The 16461-nt window shown below is 64.6% G+C and carries 15 protein-coding genes; 8 read left to right on the top strand and 7 right to left on the bottom strand.

The window, feature by feature from the left end; genetic code table 11:
• Window positions 1-669 precede the first annotated feature (669 nt).
• Window positions 670-1749 (bottom strand): serine hydrolase, encoded by a 1080-nt coding sequence (locus QW881_RS07770; protein ID WP_315755286.1) that lies wholly within the window; start codon window positions 1747-1749, stop codon window positions 670-672.
• Between the two features lie 235 nt (window positions 1750-1984).
• Here QW881_RS07770 and QW881_RS07775 point away from each other — a divergent pair, with 235 nt between their 5' ends.
• Window positions 1985-2398: an SRPBCC family protein gene (locus tag QW881_RS07775; protein WP_315755287.1), complete on the top strand. Its 414-nt coding sequence runs from the start codon at window positions 1985-1987 to the stop codon at window positions 2396-2398.
• Between the two features lie 714 nt (window positions 2399-3112).
• On the opposite strand, the gene QW881_RS07780 is transcribed toward QW881_RS07775, so the two are convergent.
• Together QW881_RS07780 and QW881_RS07785 are read right to left on the bottom strand one after the other, a co-directional pair.
• Complete coding sequence (locus QW881_RS07780; RefSeq protein ID WP_315755288.1) at window positions 3113-4462, bottom strand: malonyl-CoA decarboxylase; 1350 nt, start codon at window positions 4460-4462, stop codon at window positions 3113-3115.
• 126 nt (window positions 4463-4588) lie between these two features.
• Window positions 4589-5395 (bottom strand): helix-turn-helix transcriptional regulator, encoded by an 807-nt coding sequence (locus QW881_RS07785; protein ID WP_315755289.1) that lies wholly within the window; start codon window positions 5393-5395, stop codon window positions 4589-4591.
• 62 nt (window positions 5396-5457) lie between these two features.
• Between QW881_RS07785 and QW881_RS07790 the strand changes: the two genes are divergently transcribed.
• From QW881_RS07790 to QW881_RS07805, 4 genes are all read left to right on the top strand, one after another.
• On the top strand, window positions 5458-6651 hold the full coding sequence (locus QW881_RS07790) for an MFS transporter (RefSeq protein ID WP_315755290.1): 1194 nt from the start codon (window positions 5458-5460) through the stop codon (window positions 6649-6651).
• Between the two features lie 161 nt (window positions 6652-6812).
• Window positions 6813-7718 carry a hypothetical protein gene (locus tag QW881_RS07795; protein ID WP_315755291.1) on the top strand — a complete coding sequence of 302 codons (906 nt, stop codon included), beginning with the start codon at window positions 6813-6815 and terminating at the stop codon, window positions 7716-7718.
• A gap of 164 nt (window positions 7719-7882) precedes the next feature.
• A complete protein-coding gene (locus QW881_RS07800) occupies window positions 7883-8116 on the top strand; it encodes a hypothetical protein (RefSeq protein WP_315718042.1) in 234 nt (77 codons plus the stop codon).
• A gap of 165 nt (window positions 8117-8281) precedes the next feature.
• The gene (locus tag QW881_RS07805) at window positions 8282-9079 is read left to right on the top strand and encodes a transporter substrate-binding domain-containing protein (RefSeq protein WP_315755292.1); all 798 of its coding nucleotides are present in this window, start codon (window positions 8282-8284) and stop codon (window positions 9077-9079) included.
• Window positions 9080-9156: 77 nt separating this feature from the next.
• Here the strand turns inward: QW881_RS07805 and QW881_RS07810 are convergent, their stop codons facing one another.
• The 3 genes from QW881_RS07810 to QW881_RS07820 form a co-directional block, all read right to left on the bottom strand.
• The gene (locus QW881_RS07810) at window positions 9157-9951 is read right to left on the bottom strand and encodes a substrate-binding domain-containing protein (RefSeq protein ID WP_315755293.1); all 795 of its coding nucleotides are present in this window, start codon (window positions 9949-9951) and stop codon (window positions 9157-9159) included.
• A 161-nt stretch (window positions 9952-10112) separates the two neighbouring features.
• Window positions 10113-11600 carry a flavin-containing monooxygenase gene (locus QW881_RS07815; RefSeq protein WP_315755294.1) on the bottom strand — a complete coding sequence of 496 codons (1488 nt, stop codon included), beginning with the start codon at window positions 11598-11600 and terminating at the stop codon, window positions 10113-10115.
• A gap of 265 nt (window positions 11601-11865) precedes the next feature.
• Complete coding sequence (locus QW881_RS07820; protein WP_315718048.1) at window positions 11866-12315, bottom strand: cupin domain-containing protein; 450 nt, start codon at window positions 12313-12315, stop codon at window positions 11866-11868.
• 131 nt (window positions 12316-12446) lie between these two features.
• Between QW881_RS07820 and QW881_RS07825 the strand changes: the two genes are divergently transcribed.
• Window positions 12447-13490: an AraC family transcriptional regulator gene (locus tag QW881_RS07825; RefSeq protein WP_315755295.1), complete on the top strand. Its 1044-nt coding sequence runs from the start codon at window positions 12447-12449 to the stop codon at window positions 13488-13490.
• On the opposite strand, the gene QW881_RS07830 is transcribed toward QW881_RS07825, so the two are convergent.
• Window positions 13480-14700: a polyhydroxyalkanoate depolymerase gene (locus QW881_RS07830; protein WP_315755296.1), complete on the bottom strand. Its 1221-nt coding sequence runs from the start codon at window positions 14698-14700 to the stop codon at window positions 13480-13482. The two genes, QW881_RS07825 and QW881_RS07830, sit on opposite strands and share 11 nt — an antisense overlap.
• A 191-nt stretch (window positions 14701-14891) precedes the next feature.
• Here QW881_RS07830 and QW881_RS07835 point away from each other — a divergent pair, with 191 nt between their 5' ends.
• On the top strand, window positions 14892-15545 hold the full coding sequence (locus QW881_RS07835; RefSeq protein ID WP_315755297.1) for a glutathione S-transferase family protein: 654 nt from the start codon (window positions 14892-14894) through the stop codon (window positions 15543-15545).
• A gap of 349 nt (window positions 15546-15894) precedes the next feature.
• Window positions 15895-16329: a cupin domain-containing protein gene (locus tag QW881_RS07840; protein ID WP_315755298.1), complete on the top strand. Its 435-nt coding sequence runs from the start codon at window positions 15895-15897 to the stop codon at window positions 16327-16329.
• The last annotated feature ends 132 nt before the right edge of the window (window positions 16330-16461 follow it).

The raw sequence follows: 16461 nt of genomic DNA on the forward strand, positions 1-16461 counted from the left end.
CGCGCGTTCCACCCGCATCGCGCGGCATCCTCCGAGCTGGGATTGCATTCGAAATTCACCCGCCGTGCCCAGCGATCTGGAGTTGGCCAATGCTATGGAGCCACAGGCCGTACACCAGGGCCGGAGCCGAGCACCAAAGGAAAAAATAGAAGATGAGTCTGAGAAGGTCGTTGTCATTGCGCCGGTAAAAGGAACGGTCCCTATTGGATATCTGCGTCACCTCTCGACGCAACCTGCGGAACCTCCATGCAAACACCAACGTTCCGACCGAAATCCAAATTTGCGACAGAGTGGAGAACCAGTAGGTCATCTTCGTTTCCTGCGTATCGCAGAGCGCACCGCAGTCGAAATTCCATCGGCTTTGACAACGATGTTTTGCCGCCAACAGTACCAACTTGACGCCCGGTTGAATAAGGCAAACTTGTTTAGTCAAGCGCCGAATAAGAGTTCAAACTTGAATCAAAAAGGCGTCCTGAGATGGGCCTTGGGCCAATCGCAGTCCTTTCATTTCAAACCTGCGTTCAAAGTCGAATTTCTTCGTCCTATGAAATTTCGGCGAGTGTGTACAAAACGTCCCTTTGAGATCGATGATGTGGTGCGACGAGTGTTGGGCAGCGCCCGTGAGTGTGGGGCAGCGATGCTTCAATTCGAATGCCGATCCATACAACGCTAAGCGACGCTCGCCAGAACGATTTCCCGGAGCACGCGCGTCGGCGGAATCCACTGGTCGTCGCTGCCGTAGTTTCCTGCCGTCAGGGCGATGACGAGCTGCAGCGCAGGAACGATGAACAGGCGTTGGCCGCCTTCCCCCTGCGCCATCCACATGCGCTCGAGACGCCCCGGTGCCCATCCCCTGGGCTTGCCGAAAGCCACGTCGAGAACGAACCATTGATAGCCGTAACGGCGCAGCTCGTCGGAGCTGACTATCGGCGTGGTGCACCGCTTGATCCACTCCGCGGGAACGATCTGTCGGCCATCGCGCTGCCCGCCGGAGAGCATCAACGCGCCGATCCGTGAGAGGTCACGCACCGACATCCGGGCACCTGATGCCGCGAACGGCTCGCCGTCTGCTCCGGTGGCCCATTGCGTCGGCCCCATGCCGAGCGGATCGAACAACGACTCGCGTGCGAACTCATGCAGTGACTTGCCGGCCCCCTTTGCGATCAGGCGGGCGAGCAACGCGGTGGCTCCGCCACAATAGGTCCAGTGGGCGCCGGGCGTGTCGACAATTGGTCGCTCCAGGATGTAGCGAAAGCGATCGGGAGCGTTGTCCATGGCGATTTCGCTGTTGCGAGGATCGCCGTAAGGCAGGCTGCTCTCGTCCCAATCCAGTCCCAAGGTCATGGAGAGCGCGTGATGCACGGTCACGCGCGAGCGTTCGTCGTTGGCGAGATCGCGATACTCCGGGAATCCGGACAGCAGGCTCGCCTCCGGCGCGGGGACCTTGCCTTGCTGCAGCGCGATTCCATAAAGCAAGGCTACGATGCTCTTGGAACAGGATCTTAGATCGTGGAGCGTCTGCGCCGTAAACTTGACCGTCCCGAGATCGCCAATGCCTCTCTCGCGATCCTGGCCTTCAAAATAGCGCTCGACGATCAGCGTGCCGTTCTGCAGAACGACAAGACCGTGGATGTTCCACACGCGCCGCTCAGCGAGCGCCTGATCGAGTCGTTGGGTGATTCCGGCTGCGAATGTGTCGGAATCGAATGCAGCCTGGTGCCCACGAGCCGGCATGATCGGCGATCCCATGGCGGCTGCTCCTATGGCTGACAGGATCTGGCGACGAGTGGGCACTGCGACAACGTCCTCATCGGGATGTCGGCTTATATCAGGCGGGCGCCTCCCGGTGAACGTCGGTCGACTGGTGCAGCGATGCATCGAACGCTAAGGCTTGTCGGGATCGGCCAGTCTGGATCGTCCTTGGGTGGACACAACTCCTGCACACCTGCAGTGGGATGTCAAAATCGAACCAGGAGCAATGTTTATGAGGATCACCGTCCAAACCACCGTCGCAGCCCCGATCGATCAGGTTTGGCGTGCCTATACGACGCCGGCCGACATCGTGAAGTGGAACGCGGCCTCCGACGACTGGCATACGACCAAGGCCACGGTCGACCTGAGAGAGGGCGGCGCTTTCTCGTCGCGGATGGAGGCCAAGGACGGCAGCATGGGCTTCGACTTCGCCGGCACCTACACGAAGATCGTCGACCACAAGCTGATCGAATACGCCTTCGGCGACCGGAAGGCCGAGGTCCACTTCGAGCCCGGCCCGAATGGCGTTGTCGTTCACGTCGCCTTCGATGCCGAAACGACTCATTCAGTCGAGCAGCAGCAGGGCGGCTGGCAGGCCATTCTCGACAGTTTTGCACGGCACGTGGAGGCGAAGAAGGCGTCATGAGGGCGAGGGGGCCGAGGTCCCGACGGGCGCCGCGAGCGGCGCCCGAATCTTTCACCTTGACAAATTCCGAAAATCAGCAATGATGCGCGTGTCCTGTCCTTTTCGCAGAGGGGCGTACGCGTCGTCACGAACGTCGGGGCAGGGATGCGGTGGCCGTGGAGGTGCTGGTAGACGACCGGCGCCGTCGCGGACGGAGAAGTCGTGTGGTCCTGGCCTCTCGACGCTGAGGTCAAGTCCGCAAGCGTTGCTTGACGGCACGCGCGGGCGATGGGGGCAAGAGCGCCGATCCCCAGGGAGAGCACGAAGGACACCGTTCAAACCATCGCGCAGGGAAGGCCGGAATGCACCGGTCGTACCTGTGGTTCCTGCCCCGTGCACTTTCTCACGCACGGGGGCCATGGGTTGCGGCCAGCACCCGGTCTTCCCTGCGCCCTCTGTATTTGATGAGGGTGACGTGTTTCGCAGCACTCGGGCGTCAGGCGCCGCGAGGCCGCGGTCGCACGTCCTCCAGCTGTTTGAGATGTGAAAGCGGTTTTCCTATAGCGTCGTCCCGGCGAACGCCGGGACCCATACTCCGCGGCGGATGTGGGACGCGAGGTCTAACGACGAGTCCGCCCCAAATCACGTCCTGGGGTTATGGATCCCGGCGTTCGCCGGGATGACACTGACTTTGTGGTTAGCGTGGTTCGTCCCATGCGCCGTATAGGGGACCAATTACGACGACAGCCGCATATCCAGCAGCCGCCGGCCCTCGGCGCGCAGCAGCTTCTTGACCGCGCTGGAGGCGACGACCTCGCCGTCATTGGCATAGGCTTCGTGGTTCTTCTCGATGTCCTCGAGCCGATACAGGTAGTTCACCATCACGGTCGCGGATTCGCGCTGGCCCTTGGACGAGAGGTCGCCGAGCCAGTTGATGCGCTCGAGCCTCGCGCCGTTGCCAAGGTGGAAGCGGGCGACGGGATCGATCACCTTTCCCTTCGACGTGCGCGCCTTCAGGAAGTAGTGCGCGGCGAGCGGCTCGATCACGGGGCGCAGCTCGGCGGACATCTCGGCGTCCTCGACCCAGCGCGGCTCGTTCAGGAGCTTGAGCACGTTGCGATCCTCTTCGGTCGCATCGGCCGTCGACTTCAGCCAATTCATGAAGCCCGGCACCGGCGACAAGGTCACGAAGGTGTCGAGCTTCGGCAGCTCGCGCCTCAACTCCTCCACCACCTGCTTGATCAGGAAGTTGCCGAACGAGATGCCGCCGAGCCCGCGCTGGGTGTTGGAGATCGAATAGAACACGGCGGTGCGGGCGCGGTCGGCCGGCACCGGCGGACGGTCGACCGCGAGCAGCGGCGCGATGGCGCCGGGGATGGTCTCGGTCAGCGCGATCTCGACGAAGATCAGGGGCGCGTCGGGCATCGCCGGATGGAAGAAGGCGTAGCAGCGGCGATCGACCGGATCGATGCGGCGGCGCAGATCGTCCCAGTCGTGGATCTCATGCACCGCCTCGTAGCGGATGATCTGCTCCAGAATGTTCGCCGGCGTCGACCAGTCGATCTTACGCAGCACGAGAAACCCCCTGTTGAACCATGAGCTCAAGAGATGCACCACGTCACGGTCGAGCGCGGCGAGTTCCGGATTGGCCTTCAACAGATCCAGGAGATCGGTGCGCATCGCCACCAGCTCGGGCGTGCCGCCCGGCGCGCGGTTGAGCCGGCGGATCAGCTCCTGCCGGCGCGGCTCGGAGGCGAAATGCAGCGCGCTCGCGCCTTCGTCCGATGGCGCCGCACGCCAGTCGTCGATCGCCTTGGCGAGCCTGGCCTTGTCGGGCCCGAAATCATGGACCAGCGCGGTGAAGAACGCCTTGCGCCCCTCGGGGTCGAGATCGTGATAGCCGTCGAGCACGTCGCGGGCCATCGCCGTGCCCGAGGCCTCGCCGGCGCCGGACACCAGCGCCTCGCACAGCTCGGCCAGGCTCGTCGCATCGTGCTTCTCGACAGGGGCGCCGCCGCCGCGCAGCAGCGTCCGGCCTCGCTCGGAAATTGTGGTGATCAGGTCGGTGAAAAAGGCATTGGCCATCTGATGTCGGTCGAATCCCAGAGCGTGATGAAGGCGATGTTACATGGATTTATGGCAAAGCTGGCGACATTCAAACATAACAAATCGTCAACGCCGCCGTCGCGGTGCGCATATGCGGCCGGCGTGTCATGCACCTGTCTGCTCCGCGAATTCGGTCGGAGTGCGGCCGGTGACCTGTCTGAAGGCATGCGAAAACGCCGGCACGCTGGCATAGCCGAGATCGGCGGCGAGCTGCTTGACGGAGAGGTGACGGTCGGTGGACAGCCGCTCGATCGCGGCGACGATCCGGGCACGCTGGCACCACGCCTTGAAGCTCAGCCGCGTCTCCGCCGCGAACAGCCGCGACAGGGTGCGGGCCGAGCTGCCGACCTTGCCCGCCAGGGTCGCCAGGTCCTCCTCGCTCGCGGGAGAGGCGAGGACGAGCTGGGCGGCACGGCGCGCGCGCGGATCCTGCGGCAAGGGGATGAAGGTCGAGGAATCCTCGGCGCGGCGCAACTCGAGCAGAGCGAGCCGCACCAGGAGCGCCGTGCGCTCGGGCCCGCCGTCCGCCGCGAACAGCGCCAGGATCGCCTGGTGCAGCAGCGGCGAGACCTGCACCACGAACTCGCGGTCGAGCCGCGCGCCCCGCGTCTCCCGCTTCAGCCAGTCCAGCTCGAAATACAGCGTCCGCATCTGGCTGTCGGCCAGCATGTCGATAGCGTGGCCATGGCGCGCCGGCACCCAGACCGCGCGGTCGGGCGGCACCAGCCAGCGTCCCCGCGGCGTCGTCACCTGCATCGTGCCGCGCGAGGCGTAGATCAACTGGGATTCGCGGTGCATGTGCGGATCGAGCCGCGCGCCCTTGTGATAAAGGCGCGCGATCAGATGGACGCCGGGCTCGGTCGTCACCCGGTCGGCGCCGAGCGGCTTCAATGGCGTGTCCACGACGGTCATTGGCGGCTTCTCGTTGGTCGCGTCGACTATAACCGATCCGTCAGGAATCGAGGACAGCTCCCATGAACAGCGCCCGCCGCGTCATCGGCTTCGTCAACGCGGCCCACTTCGTCGACCATTATGCGATGCTGATCTTCGCAGCCGCGGTCATCATCATGGGCCCGGCGCTCGGCATGGCCTATGCGGACCTGCTGCCCTATGCGACGCCGGGCTTCATAGCCTTCGGCGCCGGGTCGCTCCTGACGGGCTGGCTCGGCGACCGCTGGAGCCGGCGGCACATGATGCTGATCTTCTATCTCGGCATCGGCCTGTCGATGGTCTCGGTCGGCCTGGTGCAGACGCCGTGGCAGCTCGGCGCGGCGCTGCTTTCGATCGGGCTGTTCGCCTCGATCTATCACCCGGTGGGAACCGCGATGCTGGTGTCCTACGCCGACCGGCTCGGTCGCGACATGGGGCTGAACGGCGTGTTCGGAAATCTCGGCGTCGCCTCGTCGGCGCTGGTCACCGGCGTGGTCGGGCAATATCTCGGCTGGCGCTTCGCCTTCATCGTACCCGGGGTGATCACGGTGGCGATCGGCGTGGTGTTCGCGCTGTCGGTCGTGCATGAGGACCGCCGCGGATCGAAGCAGGCCGCGGCGCAGGCCCGCGTCGCGCGCGACCAGATGTGGCGCGTGGTGCTCGCGCTGCTGCTGGTGGTGATCGCGATCTCCACGACGTTCAACGCGATCACCGTGGCGCTGCCAAAGCTGTTCGCGGAGCGGCTGGCCGGGTTGACGCAGAGCCCGGCGCTGCTCGGCGTGATCGCGGCCGGCGTCTACGTGTTCGGCGCGATGACGCAGTACACGATCGGGCGGCTGCTCGATCGCCACGCGCTGAAGACGATCGCGCTGCCGCTTTCCCTGGTGCTGGCGCCGCTGCTCTATCTCGCCGCCGATGCGCGCGACTGGGCGCTGATCGTAGCCTCGATCGGCATCGTCATGGGCGCGTTCGGACAGGTCACGGTCAACGACGCGATGGTCGGCAAATACACCGCCGAGGAATGGCGCTCGCGCGCCTATGCGGTGCGCTACTTCGTCGGCTTCACCGCGGCAGGCGCCTCGGTCGGCCTAGTCGCCTGGCTGTATGAGCGCGGCGGCTTCGTCACCATGCTGCAGGCGTTCGCCGTGCTCTGCCTGGTTGCGGTCATCGCTGCGCTGATCCTGCCGCCGGAGCTTCCGGCGGCGCAGCCGGCGCTGCGGGAGGCGCCGGCGGAGTGAGAATGCGATCCACCCAAATTTTCCCAATTGCCAGGCACGGGCTGCCGGCGCAGCCTGGGCCGATATGCGCGTGCTGATACTGATGAGATCTGATTGGCCACCACGCAGGCGACCGCGGTGGCGACGAGAGATTGAAGCACGACACCATTGAGGATCGATCGATGATCAATCGCTTCAGGAGAATGCTGGTGCTCGGGATGGTCGCGGCGGCCGGCCTTGCAGCAACGGAGGCGCTGGCGCAGAGCGATGCGCAGCGCAACGCGATCAAGTCGGCATGCCGGTCGGACTACATGTCGAAATGCGCGAGCGTGCCGCCCGGCGGCACGGCGGCGTTCCAATGCCTGCAGAAGAACATCGCGAGCCTGTCCTCATCTTGTCAGACGGCGGTCAAGGCGCTCGAGCCTGCTGCGGAAGCCAAGCCTGCGGCAGAGGCCAAGCCTGTCGTGCAGGCCAAGCCGGATTCGGCGCCACCGGCCGAGAGCAGGCCGGCCGCCGCCGAGGCGAGCAAGCCTCCCGCCGAGCCTCCGAAGGTCGCGGCGCAGCCGGCCGCGTCCGTCCCGGCCGTGCCTGCCCAGTCCGCCACGGCTGCGGCCAAGCCGGCTGCGTCGGCGCCTGCGGTCAAGCCGAGCGAGGCGCAGGTTGCCGCGATCCGAAGTGCCTGCGGCTCCGATTACCGCAAGGTGTGCAGCAGCGTGCCGCCGGGCGGCGCGGCGGCGCTGCAATGCCTGGAGCAGAACAAGGCCAAGGTGTCCGCTCCCTGCGCTCAGGCGATGGCGGCTTCGAGCGGTGGTGCCGCGTCGACCGGGGCATCGACGGCGACTGCGGCTGTTGCCTCGCCCGCGGCGACAACCACCGCTGGACCAGCGGCGCCGGCGCTGGTGTTGCGACCGCTGCGGCCGCTCGAGGAGTTGCGCATCGTGAGGGCCGCGTGCGGCGCGGACGCGCGGGCGTTGTGCAGCGGCATCGAGCCGGGCGGCGGCCGGATTGCGCAGTGCCTCGCGGCCAATGCCGGCGCGCTGACACCTGGCTGCAAGGGCATGCTCGCGCAGTTTGCGGCCCATCGCTGATGCAGGGCGGCTGCCGCCGTTCACAGTTACCACCGCCGTGCCCGCGAGGACGCACACGAAAGCGAATCCACCCAAATTGTCCCAGTTGTCGGGCGGGGAGGTCCCAGGCAAGGTCGCGACAGGGTGGATATTTGACCAATCAGATCATGATCAGGAGTTTGAAGATGAGCGCCATTGTTTCACGTGCCATTATTTCCACGCTGTGCGGATTGTTCATCCTGGCGGCGATGCCGTTCGTGTCGATGTCGGATGCCAATGCCGTGGTCTGCGCACGCGGCGTCGTGCGGGCCGGCTGCGCCGGTGCGGCGGGCGCTGTGGTGGTTCGCAAGCCGCCGGTGGCGGCCGCGGCGTGCCGCACGGTGATCGTCAATGGCGTCGCGGTTCGCCGCTGCGTTTAAGCGACGCTTATTCGGTTTTCGGTATCGAGTTATTTGAAACCGCAATTGCGACGCGCAAGTTTTGCGCGTCGCATGCTGCTTTGCGTAAGCGAGGTAAGCTGTATTTAACGGTGCTCCCGGCAAGGTGCGGCTCGTATCCAACTTGCAATCCAATGGGAGAGGGCCATGGCGTTTTGGCGCTGGCTGCGTGACGCAGCCCTGGTAGCTGCGGTAGTCACGTTTGCCGGCCACGCCGCGGGCGCAGCCGGCTTGAAGGAAGAAATCGCGCCGACGGGCAAGCTTCGCGTCGCCATTGCCGTTGGCCCCGCCGGCGGTGCGTTCTGGTGCGTCAAATCGGACAGCGGCTATTCAGGCGTTCCAGTCGAGCTGGGCAAGGCCATGGCCGCGCAGGTCGGCGTGCCCGTCGAATTCGTCGAGCATCCGAATTCCAATGCGATCATCGACGAGGCTGCCCAGGGCGCCTGGGATGTGGCCTTCATGCCGAAGGACGCGGAGCGCGCAACCAAGGTCTCGTTCGGTCCGGTCTACGATTCGGTCGAGACCACCTTCATCATCCGCGCCGGTCTCGACGTTGCCAACATCGCGGCGCTGGATCAGGCCGGCACCGAGGTTGCGGCCATCAACGACACGACCGTGCTGCGCGGTGCCAAGGCCTTCCTGAAGAAGGCGACCGTCACCGGCTTCAAATCCTACGAGGAAGTCTATGCGCTGCTCAGCGCGGGCGAGATCGACGCGCTCGCGCTGGCGCGCGATCAATTGAATCTCATCGCCAAGCAGATTTCCGGCACCAAGGTGCTCGCCGAGACCTTCAAGAAGACGGACACCGCGGTTGCGGTACCGCTGAAGCATCCGCAGTCGCTGGCCTTCGTCACCAAGTTCATGACGGACTCCAAGGCGAACGGCCTGCTCAAGAAAGCGTACGGCGCCAACAATCTGAGCGAGTCGACTTTGCTCACCCAGTAGGCGCACCGACGCTACCTGCCGAACTCTCCCACGCCACAGGCGGGGAGAGCCATCGTCTCAGCCGGCGCGCTCTATCGTCAGTTCGGGGCCCGCCTCACGATCGGATCGAGGCCGCTTTCCGCGATGACATGACGCGCATCCGGTGATTGCAGGAACTTGATGAGCGCCTTGCCGGCCTCCGGCTCCTTGGCGTCCGTGGCAATGCCGGCGGAGAACACGGTGATCTTCTGCAGTCCGGCCGGCAGCGGCCCGACGATGTCGATGCCCTTCACCGGCTTGAGCTCGCTGATCTGCTGAAAGCCGATCTCCGCTTCGCCCTGGGCGACGATCTCGCCGACGGGAGTGGCCGGAATCATCCGCGCCTTGCCTTTCATCTCGTCCTTGACGCCAAGCTTATCGAACATCTCGGTGGAGACGTAGACGCCGCTCGCGCTGTCCGAATAGGCGATGGTCTTGGCGGCGATCAGCATGCGTTTAACGGCTTCCGCGTTCGAAATATCGGGATGCGGCGTCCCCGACTTGACCGCGACGCCGATCGGCGAATTGGCGAGGTCCGCACGGCTATCCGGCATCACCTTGCCCTTGGTGGTGAGATCGCTGAGCGCGTAGCCCACCATGATGAGGACATCGGCAGGTTCGCCGCGCTCGAGGCGGACGGGAATCGCATTCGTGGTTGTTCCCATCGACGGGCCGTAGGCAATCGTGACCTTGTGACCCGAGCGCCGCTCGAACTCCGGCACCAGGGATTTGAACGCAGCGGTCATGCCGCCGGAGATCATGACGTGGACTTCTGCGGCTTGGGCCGCAGTGGTCAGGAGGAACGCGGCCGAAGCAGCGAGACCGATGATGCGGAGATGGGGCGAGAGTATCATGGCAGGCTCCGAGGCGAACGGCTGGAGGCCGGGGGCGCTTTGGATAGCCCGGCCTTGCCAGGAAGGCCAGCGCCGGCGTCGGCGCATACGGCCGTCCCTGCAATGCGTCTCGCTTGCGGCGTCACTGTGTTAGTAGTGTGGCGAGGCTGCTCGCCGCTACCTCAGCAGGCCTGATAGGCCGGCGCGGATGCGAGAAAGTCGTTATACGCGTCCGCATCGGGCGGCGTGAACATCTCGGCCAACGGGTTGCGCCGTCGGCGCTGGGCGCCAATGTCTGCAAGCAGTTCGTCGAAATGCTTGAAGTGATAGGGCGCGACGCAAAGTCCGCCATAGACGCCCGCGGCAGGGCGCTCGATCCGCTTGAAATGCAGCATCATCTCGATGTTGTCGCGCATCTCGCGCTCGCTCGGCTGATGCGCCAGCTGCTTGTCGGCATACCGCACCAGCCAGTTGGCGGCCATGTCCGCACAGAGCACGGTGCAGAAGCTCGAATTGAAGCCGACGAAGCCCATGTCGGGAAGATCGGGATTGGCGATCAGCCGATAGAGCCGGTACTGCCCGTCCGGATCGACCAGCTTGGCGCGGTCGGCAGCCGACAGGAACGGGACCCCGAGCTTGTAGCCGATGGCGAGGATCGCGACGTCGGCCGGAATTCGTTCACCGCCGCTGGTCACGATGGTGTTCGGCTCGTAGTGGCCGAAGGTGCCGTAGACAGCCTTGATCCGGCCGTCTGCGACCATCGGGAAGAAGTCGGGCGTCGCGATCGGGACGGAGCAGTTCACGCCGTCCTCGATCCTGCCGTTCGGCACCATGTTGCATTTGGCGAGCTTCAACTGCGTCTTGAGCAGGCTCTCCAGGCCGCGCCAATTGGCCCAGACGAGCGGCTTGGCCAGCAGATGGGCAAGGCGCGAGAGCGGGCCGATGCCCCAGCTTGGGAACATCTGCTCCTGGGCGCGGATATAGAGGATGCGCTTGAAGTTGATCAGACCGCCGATGAAGTAGGGAATGCGCCACACCGCTTCACGAAGCACGATCGTGACCGAGCGCGCGCCGGAGCGCACGGCGTTGACCGCGATGTCGGTTGCCGATTTCGAGCCGCCGAGGACTACCACGTCGCGCCCCCTCGTGAGCGCGGCATCGTTGTATTTCGAGGAATGCAGGATCAAGCCGCCGGCGGCCGCGAACTGATCTTCGCCGGCAAGCGACAACGTCTGCGGCTCGTTGAACTGACCGGTGCAGACGGCGACGAAATCGAAATCCTCCCGGCTCGTTCGGTCCCCGGTCTTGAGGTCGAGGCTCCATCCAGGTTTGCCGTCACTGCGGCGCTGCATCGCAAGGACGGTCGTGTTCAACCGCATCAGGCGGATGAGGTCGTGGGACTTCGCGTAGTCGGCAAGATAGGCATAGACCTGCGGTCCCTTCGGCCATTCGGGGTAGTGATCCGGCATCGCCTTGTCGGTGTAGCGATAGAGCTCCTTGGGGCTCTGCGTCTGCACGTCGGGATAGGATCGCGCGGGCTCCCAGACGCCGCCGAGATCGGCGCTCCGCTCGACGATGGTGACGTCGTGCCCGCGGGCGGCGAATGCTTTGGCTGCAGCCAGGCCGGAGACGCCGGCGCCGATCACACAGACATTCTTTCGATTGATCATGGGACCTCCTTGTTGTCGGGCGCGCGGCCGCGCACCCGCCGCGCCGCAAGAGTTTGATGGTGACGAAGGTCGCCCGGCGCGACCGAGATGTGCGATGCCGACGGACAAGCCAGCTTCGAAATCAGGGCGAGAAGGATCTCGCCGATCGCATGTCGTTCAGGCGCAGCCGTTGCTCATGCTGCAGGCGCACCGGGCCGATAGCGATGATCGCACTCCGTCCGTACCGCAACAATTGAGGAGCGCTCGCCGGGCCCGGCGCTGCCGCCTAGTCGTTGGCCTCCGGCGGCAGGAAGTCGACCTCGTGCTCCGCCGAGATCCGCACCACTTCGGCCGGGTCGGCGAGATTGTCCAGCATGTTGAACAGCGCCTCCAGCTTCTGCATCGGCGACACCCAGAACAGCGCGCGCGCCGGCTTGTCGGATTTGTTGAAGTAGCCATGCGGAATGCCGCGCGGCATGCGCACGAGGTCGCCGGCATTCGCCTTGACCCAGACGCCGTCGAGCTTGAGATCGAGGACGCCTTCCTGCACCAGGATGAACTCGTCCTGGGTGGGATGAACGTGAACCGGCACGAACTGCCCGGGCTCGCTGTTGGTTTCGAAGGCGAACGTGGAGTCGGTGACGGCTTTCGGATAATAGAGCTGACCCAGGATATTCCAGGTCTTGCCGGCATAGCCGGTACCTGCGCGCGTGATGCCTTTTTCGAGTGTGATCATGCCGGATCTCCTTGCTGCACGCATGGCAGGATCAAGCCGGGGCGGCGCCAAGTCTATCCAGAAAACGAATCCCTCGACGTCAGTTGCTAATTATTATAGGTTTCAAACGATCTCGACGGACGACGTAGGCCATGACTGCAGGTGCAGCCGCTGATCGTAGTTGGAAGTCTCCGGCTGTGCCGCGGCTTACAGCCTATGGCCGTGTTGCAACGCACGATGTCGATGAGGCGGCTGAACAAATAGGCCGCATCTTCTGTCCGCATGGGCTGCAACCGGAGGCGGATACTGCGCGCGATTTCCTCGCTCTGCATAATTGCGCGGCATTCGATGGCTTTTCCATCAACTACGTCGCCTATGGCGGTGCGGTAACCATCGATCCGGGCTGTCTCGACCGCTTCTTTCTGCTGCAGCTCCCGCTGGCGGGGACCGCGCGGGTCTTTGCCGGGGCCGGCGAGGTCGCGACGGCGCCAGACCATGCGGCATCACTGCTGTCGCCGACATTGCCCACGCGGATGGTCTGGGACGCTTGCGCTCAGTTGATCCTGTTGCTCGACCGCCGTCTCGTGGAACAGCGCGCAGCAGCGCTGTCCGGGCGCGCGGTGCAACCGATCGAATTCGATCCCGCAATCGCGTTGTCGGGATGTCCTGGCTCGCGGCTCCGGGCTCACATGCTCGGGCTCGCGGACCTCGCCGAGCGTCTCGGCGGTGGGCGCGGCCTGCCACCGGTTGCGGCAGCCAATTGGCGCGAGACGCTGCTGGACATTCTGTTCGAGCAGCCCGGCAATGGCCTGGCGGAGGCGATCAGGCTGCATTCCGGCCGGGTCGAGACGTTGCCGCAGGCCGTCCGCCGGGCGCGTGATCTTCTGGCCGCGCACGCAGCCGAACCGCTCGATCTGGCGGAACTTGCGGCGTCGTCAGGCGTGGGGATCCGGGCGCTGCAGGGCGGCTTTCGCCGCCATTTCGGGATGTCGATCTCCGACATGCTGCTCGACATCCGCCTGGCGCGGCTCAATGCGCAATTGATGGCGGCTCCACCGGAGGCGCGGATCATCGACATCGCCTTCGACCTTGGCTTCACCCATCTCGGGCGGATGGCGGGGGCCTATCGCAACAAGTTCGGGGAGGCGCCGTCGGCCACGCTGCAACGCGTGCAGCGCGGCCGCTTCACGAATTGACGTGCACGAAATCCCGCAGCAGCGGATAGATCTCGTTATTCCACTTCTTGCCACTGAACACGCCGTAATGGCCGACGCCGGCCTGCATGTGATGGACGCGCCGATAGGCACGCACATTGGTGCAGATGTCCTGCGCCGAGAGCGTCTGTCCGATCGAGCAGATGTCGTCGCGCTCGCCTTCCACCGTCATCAGGCCGATACGCCGGACCGCTTTCGGGTCGACGGGACGGCCGCGATGTATCAGCTTGCCCTGCGGCAGCAGATGCTCCTGGAACACGTCGCGCACGGTTTCGATGTAGAACTCGGCGGGAAGGTCCATGACCGCGAAATACTCGTCGTAGAACGTCTTGATGGTCTCCGCCTTCTCGACCTCACCCTTGGCGAGATGATTGGCGAGATCCATGTGCTGTTTCACATGGCGCTCGAGATTCATCGATACGAAGGCCGTGAGCTGCACGAAGCCGGGATAGACCTTGCGGAACGCGCCCCTGCACTGGAAGGGCACGTAGTGGATCAGGTTGTCCTCGAACCAGTCGATCGGCTTGCTCTTGGCGAACTCGTTGACCTTGGTCGGCTGGATCCGCGTGTCGATCGGTCCGGCCATCAAGGTCAAGGTGGCGGGGCGCGACGGATGGTTGTCGTCGCACATCACGGCGGTGGCCGCGAGCGCGGAGACCGACGGTTGGCAGATCGCCACCATGTGTGGGCGCGGCCCGAGCTGGCCGAGGAAGGTGATGAGATGATCGGTGTAGTCTTCCAGCCCGAAGCGGCCATGATCGCGCGGGATGTCGCGCGGATTGTGCCAGTCGGTGATGTAGACGTCGTGGTCCTGCAGCAGCGTCTTCACGGTGCCCCGCAGCAGCGTGGCAAAATGGCCGGACATCGGTGCGACCAGCAGCACCTTGGGCTGATCCGGCGCAGCGTCCTTCTTGAAGTGCAGGAGCGAGCCGAACGGCGTCTTGAACGTGACCTCTTCGGTGACGGCGAGCTCGCGGTTGCCGACCGTCACGCTGTCGATGCCATACGCCGGGCGAGCGTAGGTCAAGGCCGCGCGGGAGATCAGCTCGAGCGCGGCGGACAGACGCCGCATGGCGCGGCTGGATAGCCCTGATGGGATCAGGTTGAGATAGCGCATGGCGGCTGCCGCGCTCTGGCGCCACGGCTCGGTCAGGTCCATGTGGTTCTGATAGGCTTGGTACAGCAGCGCCATCGCGTCCGATCCATTACATGCGTTGCTGTATGCAATATCGGAGCCAGAGTGGCCGAGTCTTGCCTGAAAAACTGGCATGTCGCTTGCTCGCTGAAATCTCTGACGTATCCGGCTCCGCGCATGATGCCGCTCGCACGAGCGGCACGATGGGCGAACGACAAGCGGCAAAGCGGAAAGAGGGTAGGGGCGACATGGCCAAAGCGACGTTGACCATCAGCAGCAAGAATTACTCGTCGTGGTCGCTGCGCGGCTGGCTGCTCGCAAGATTTTCCGGGCTCGATTTCGACGAGGTCGTGGTCGGTCCGGACGACGCATCGGCGCGCGCCGAGATCCTGCTGCTGTCGTCCTCGATCCTGGTGCCGTGCCTGCGCCACGATGGTGCGACGATCTGGGATACGCTGGCGATCGGCGAGTATCTCAACGAGACCTTTCCGGAGGCGGGCCTGCTGCCAGCCGACCGTATCCAGCGCGCGCATTGCCGCTCGATTTCGGGCGAGATCCATTCTGGCTTCACGACCCTGCGGGCGTCGCTGCCGGTCAATCTCAAGGGGCGCTTTCCGGGCTTCAAGGTCTGGACGCGGGCGCAGGCCGACATCGATCGCATCTGGGCGATCTGGCGCGACTGCCTGGACAGATCCGGCGGCCCATTTCTGTTCGGCGGGCGCGGCATGGCGGATGCGATGTATGCGCCGGTGGTGACGCGCTTCGTGACTTATGACGTGAAGCTCGAGCCGCAGCTCAGGGCCTATGCCGACCTGATCATGGCGCTGCCGGAGATGCAGCAATGGATCGAGGCCGCCAAGGCCGAGCCAGAGGAGATCGAGGAGCTGGAGGTCGAGTACTAGGGTCCTGCCGTCAGCGGCCCGTGCCCGCGGCCCTTTGCAGCCGCCGGCTCCGGCGAGAACGGCTCATGCCACGGGCAGGTGCTGCTCAATTTGAAGCCGGATCTGCGTCTTCTCGGCGCGTGGCGTGAGCTGTCAGCACGTCACCATTGCCGTGTGGAGTCGGCCAAAATCCAGTTGTTGGCAATCGGTTCGGCTCGCGATGCCGTCCTGGCCTGTCGATCTTTGCGTTGCGGACGGGGCGTGGCGTGGTTTTCGCATGGCACAATCCGCTTTCGGACGTGGTGGCCGCTGTGGCCGATCGATGGGCCGCAACGGTCGCCGATGTCGGGATCAACCGGTGGAGGCCGTCATGAACCAGCATGCAGTGGTGACCAAGTTCTCGCACGTGAAGCCCGACGACACCGCCTACACGGGCGGTGGGTTGCGCGACTTCTTCCTGTATCGCGATCTGGGCATCGCCGACGCCACCGGCGGGCAGGTGATCTGCCACCTCGTCAAGGCCAATCCGGATTGTCCGCCGGTGGATGGCACCGGCTGGCATCGCCATGATTGCGATTTCCAGATCGTCATCATGATGAAGGGCTGGGCCCGCTTCATGTACGAGGACAAGCCGACCCTGGTGAAGGCCGGCGACGTTGTGCACCAGCGTCCCGGCATCGTGCACTACCTCTACGATTATTCCCCTGACATGGAATATATGGAGATCGTCAGCCCGGCCGACTTCAAGACGGTCGAGATGCCGCCGGCGACCGACAACGTGCCGCCGGTCACGCCGTGGAGCTGAGCGCCTGAGCTCCTTCTCCGTTAATCTTTGGCATCCGCTTGCGGCATGCGGCGCGATGCTTCTCCTCATGATGTGGTGGGTCGTCTCCGACGTGTCCGATATCTAGCGTGAACAGGTCGCGCACCAGATGCG

This window comes from Bradyrhizobium sp. SZCCHNS3016 (assembly GCF_032484535.1).
GTDB lineage: Bacteria > Pseudomonadota > Alphaproteobacteria > Rhizobiales > Xanthobacteraceae > Bradyrhizobium.

Excerpts from the sequence above, each read along its gene's own strand:
- QW881_RS07770 (WP_315755286.1), bottom strand. The coding sequence starts at position 1,749 with ATGGGATCGCCGATCATGCCGGCTCGTGGGCACCAGGCTGCATTCGAT.
- QW881_RS07775 (WP_315755287.1), top strand. The coding sequence starts at position 1,985 with ATGAGGATCACCGTCCAAACCACCGTCGCAGCCCCGATCGATCAGGTT.
- QW881_RS07780 (WP_315755288.1), bottom strand. The coding sequence starts at position 4,462 with ATGGCCAATGCCTTTTTCACCGACCTGATCACCACAATTTCCGAGCGA.
- QW881_RS07785 (WP_315755289.1), bottom strand. The coding sequence starts at position 5,395 with ATGACCGTCGTGGACACGCCATTGAAGCCGCTCGGCGCCGACCGGGTG.
- QW881_RS07790 (WP_315755290.1), top strand. The coding sequence starts at position 5,458 with ATGAACAGCGCCCGCCGCGTCATCGGCTTCGTCAACGCGGCCCACTTC.
- QW881_RS07795 (WP_315755291.1), top strand. The coding sequence starts at position 6,813 with ATGATCAATCGCTTCAGGAGAATGCTGGTGCTCGGGATGGTCGCGGCG.
- QW881_RS07800 (WP_315718042.1), top strand. The coding sequence starts at position 7,883 with ATGAGCGCCATTGTTTCACGTGCCATTATTTCCACGCTGTGCGGATTG.
- QW881_RS07805 (WP_315755292.1), top strand. The coding sequence starts at position 8,282 with ATGGCGTTTTGGCGCTGGCTGCGTGACGCAGCCCTGGTAGCTGCGGTA.
- QW881_RS07810 (WP_315755293.1), bottom strand. The coding sequence starts at position 9,951 with ATGATACTCTCGCCCCATCTCCGCATCATCGGTCTCGCTGCTTCGGCC.
- QW881_RS07815 (WP_315755294.1), bottom strand. The coding sequence starts at position 11,600 with ATGATCAATCGAAAGAATGTCTGTGTGATCGGCGCCGGCGTCTCCGGC.
- QW881_RS07820 (WP_315718048.1), bottom strand. The coding sequence starts at position 12,315 with ATGATCACACTCGAAAAAGGCATCACGCGCGCAGGTACCGGCTATGCC.
- QW881_RS07825 (WP_315755295.1), top strand. The coding sequence starts at position 12,447 with ATGACTGCAGGTGCAGCCGCTGATCGTAGTTGGAAGTCTCCGGCTGTG.
- QW881_RS07830 (WP_315755296.1), bottom strand. The coding sequence starts at position 14,700 with ATGGCGCTGCTGTACCAAGCCTATCAGAACCACATGGACCTGACCGAG.
- QW881_RS07835 (WP_315755297.1), top strand. The coding sequence starts at position 14,892 with ATGGCCAAAGCGACGTTGACCATCAGCAGCAAGAATTACTCGTCGTGG.
- QW881_RS07840 (WP_315755298.1), top strand. The coding sequence starts at position 15,895 with ATGAACCAGCATGCAGTGGTGACCAAGTTCTCGCACGTGAAGCCCGAC.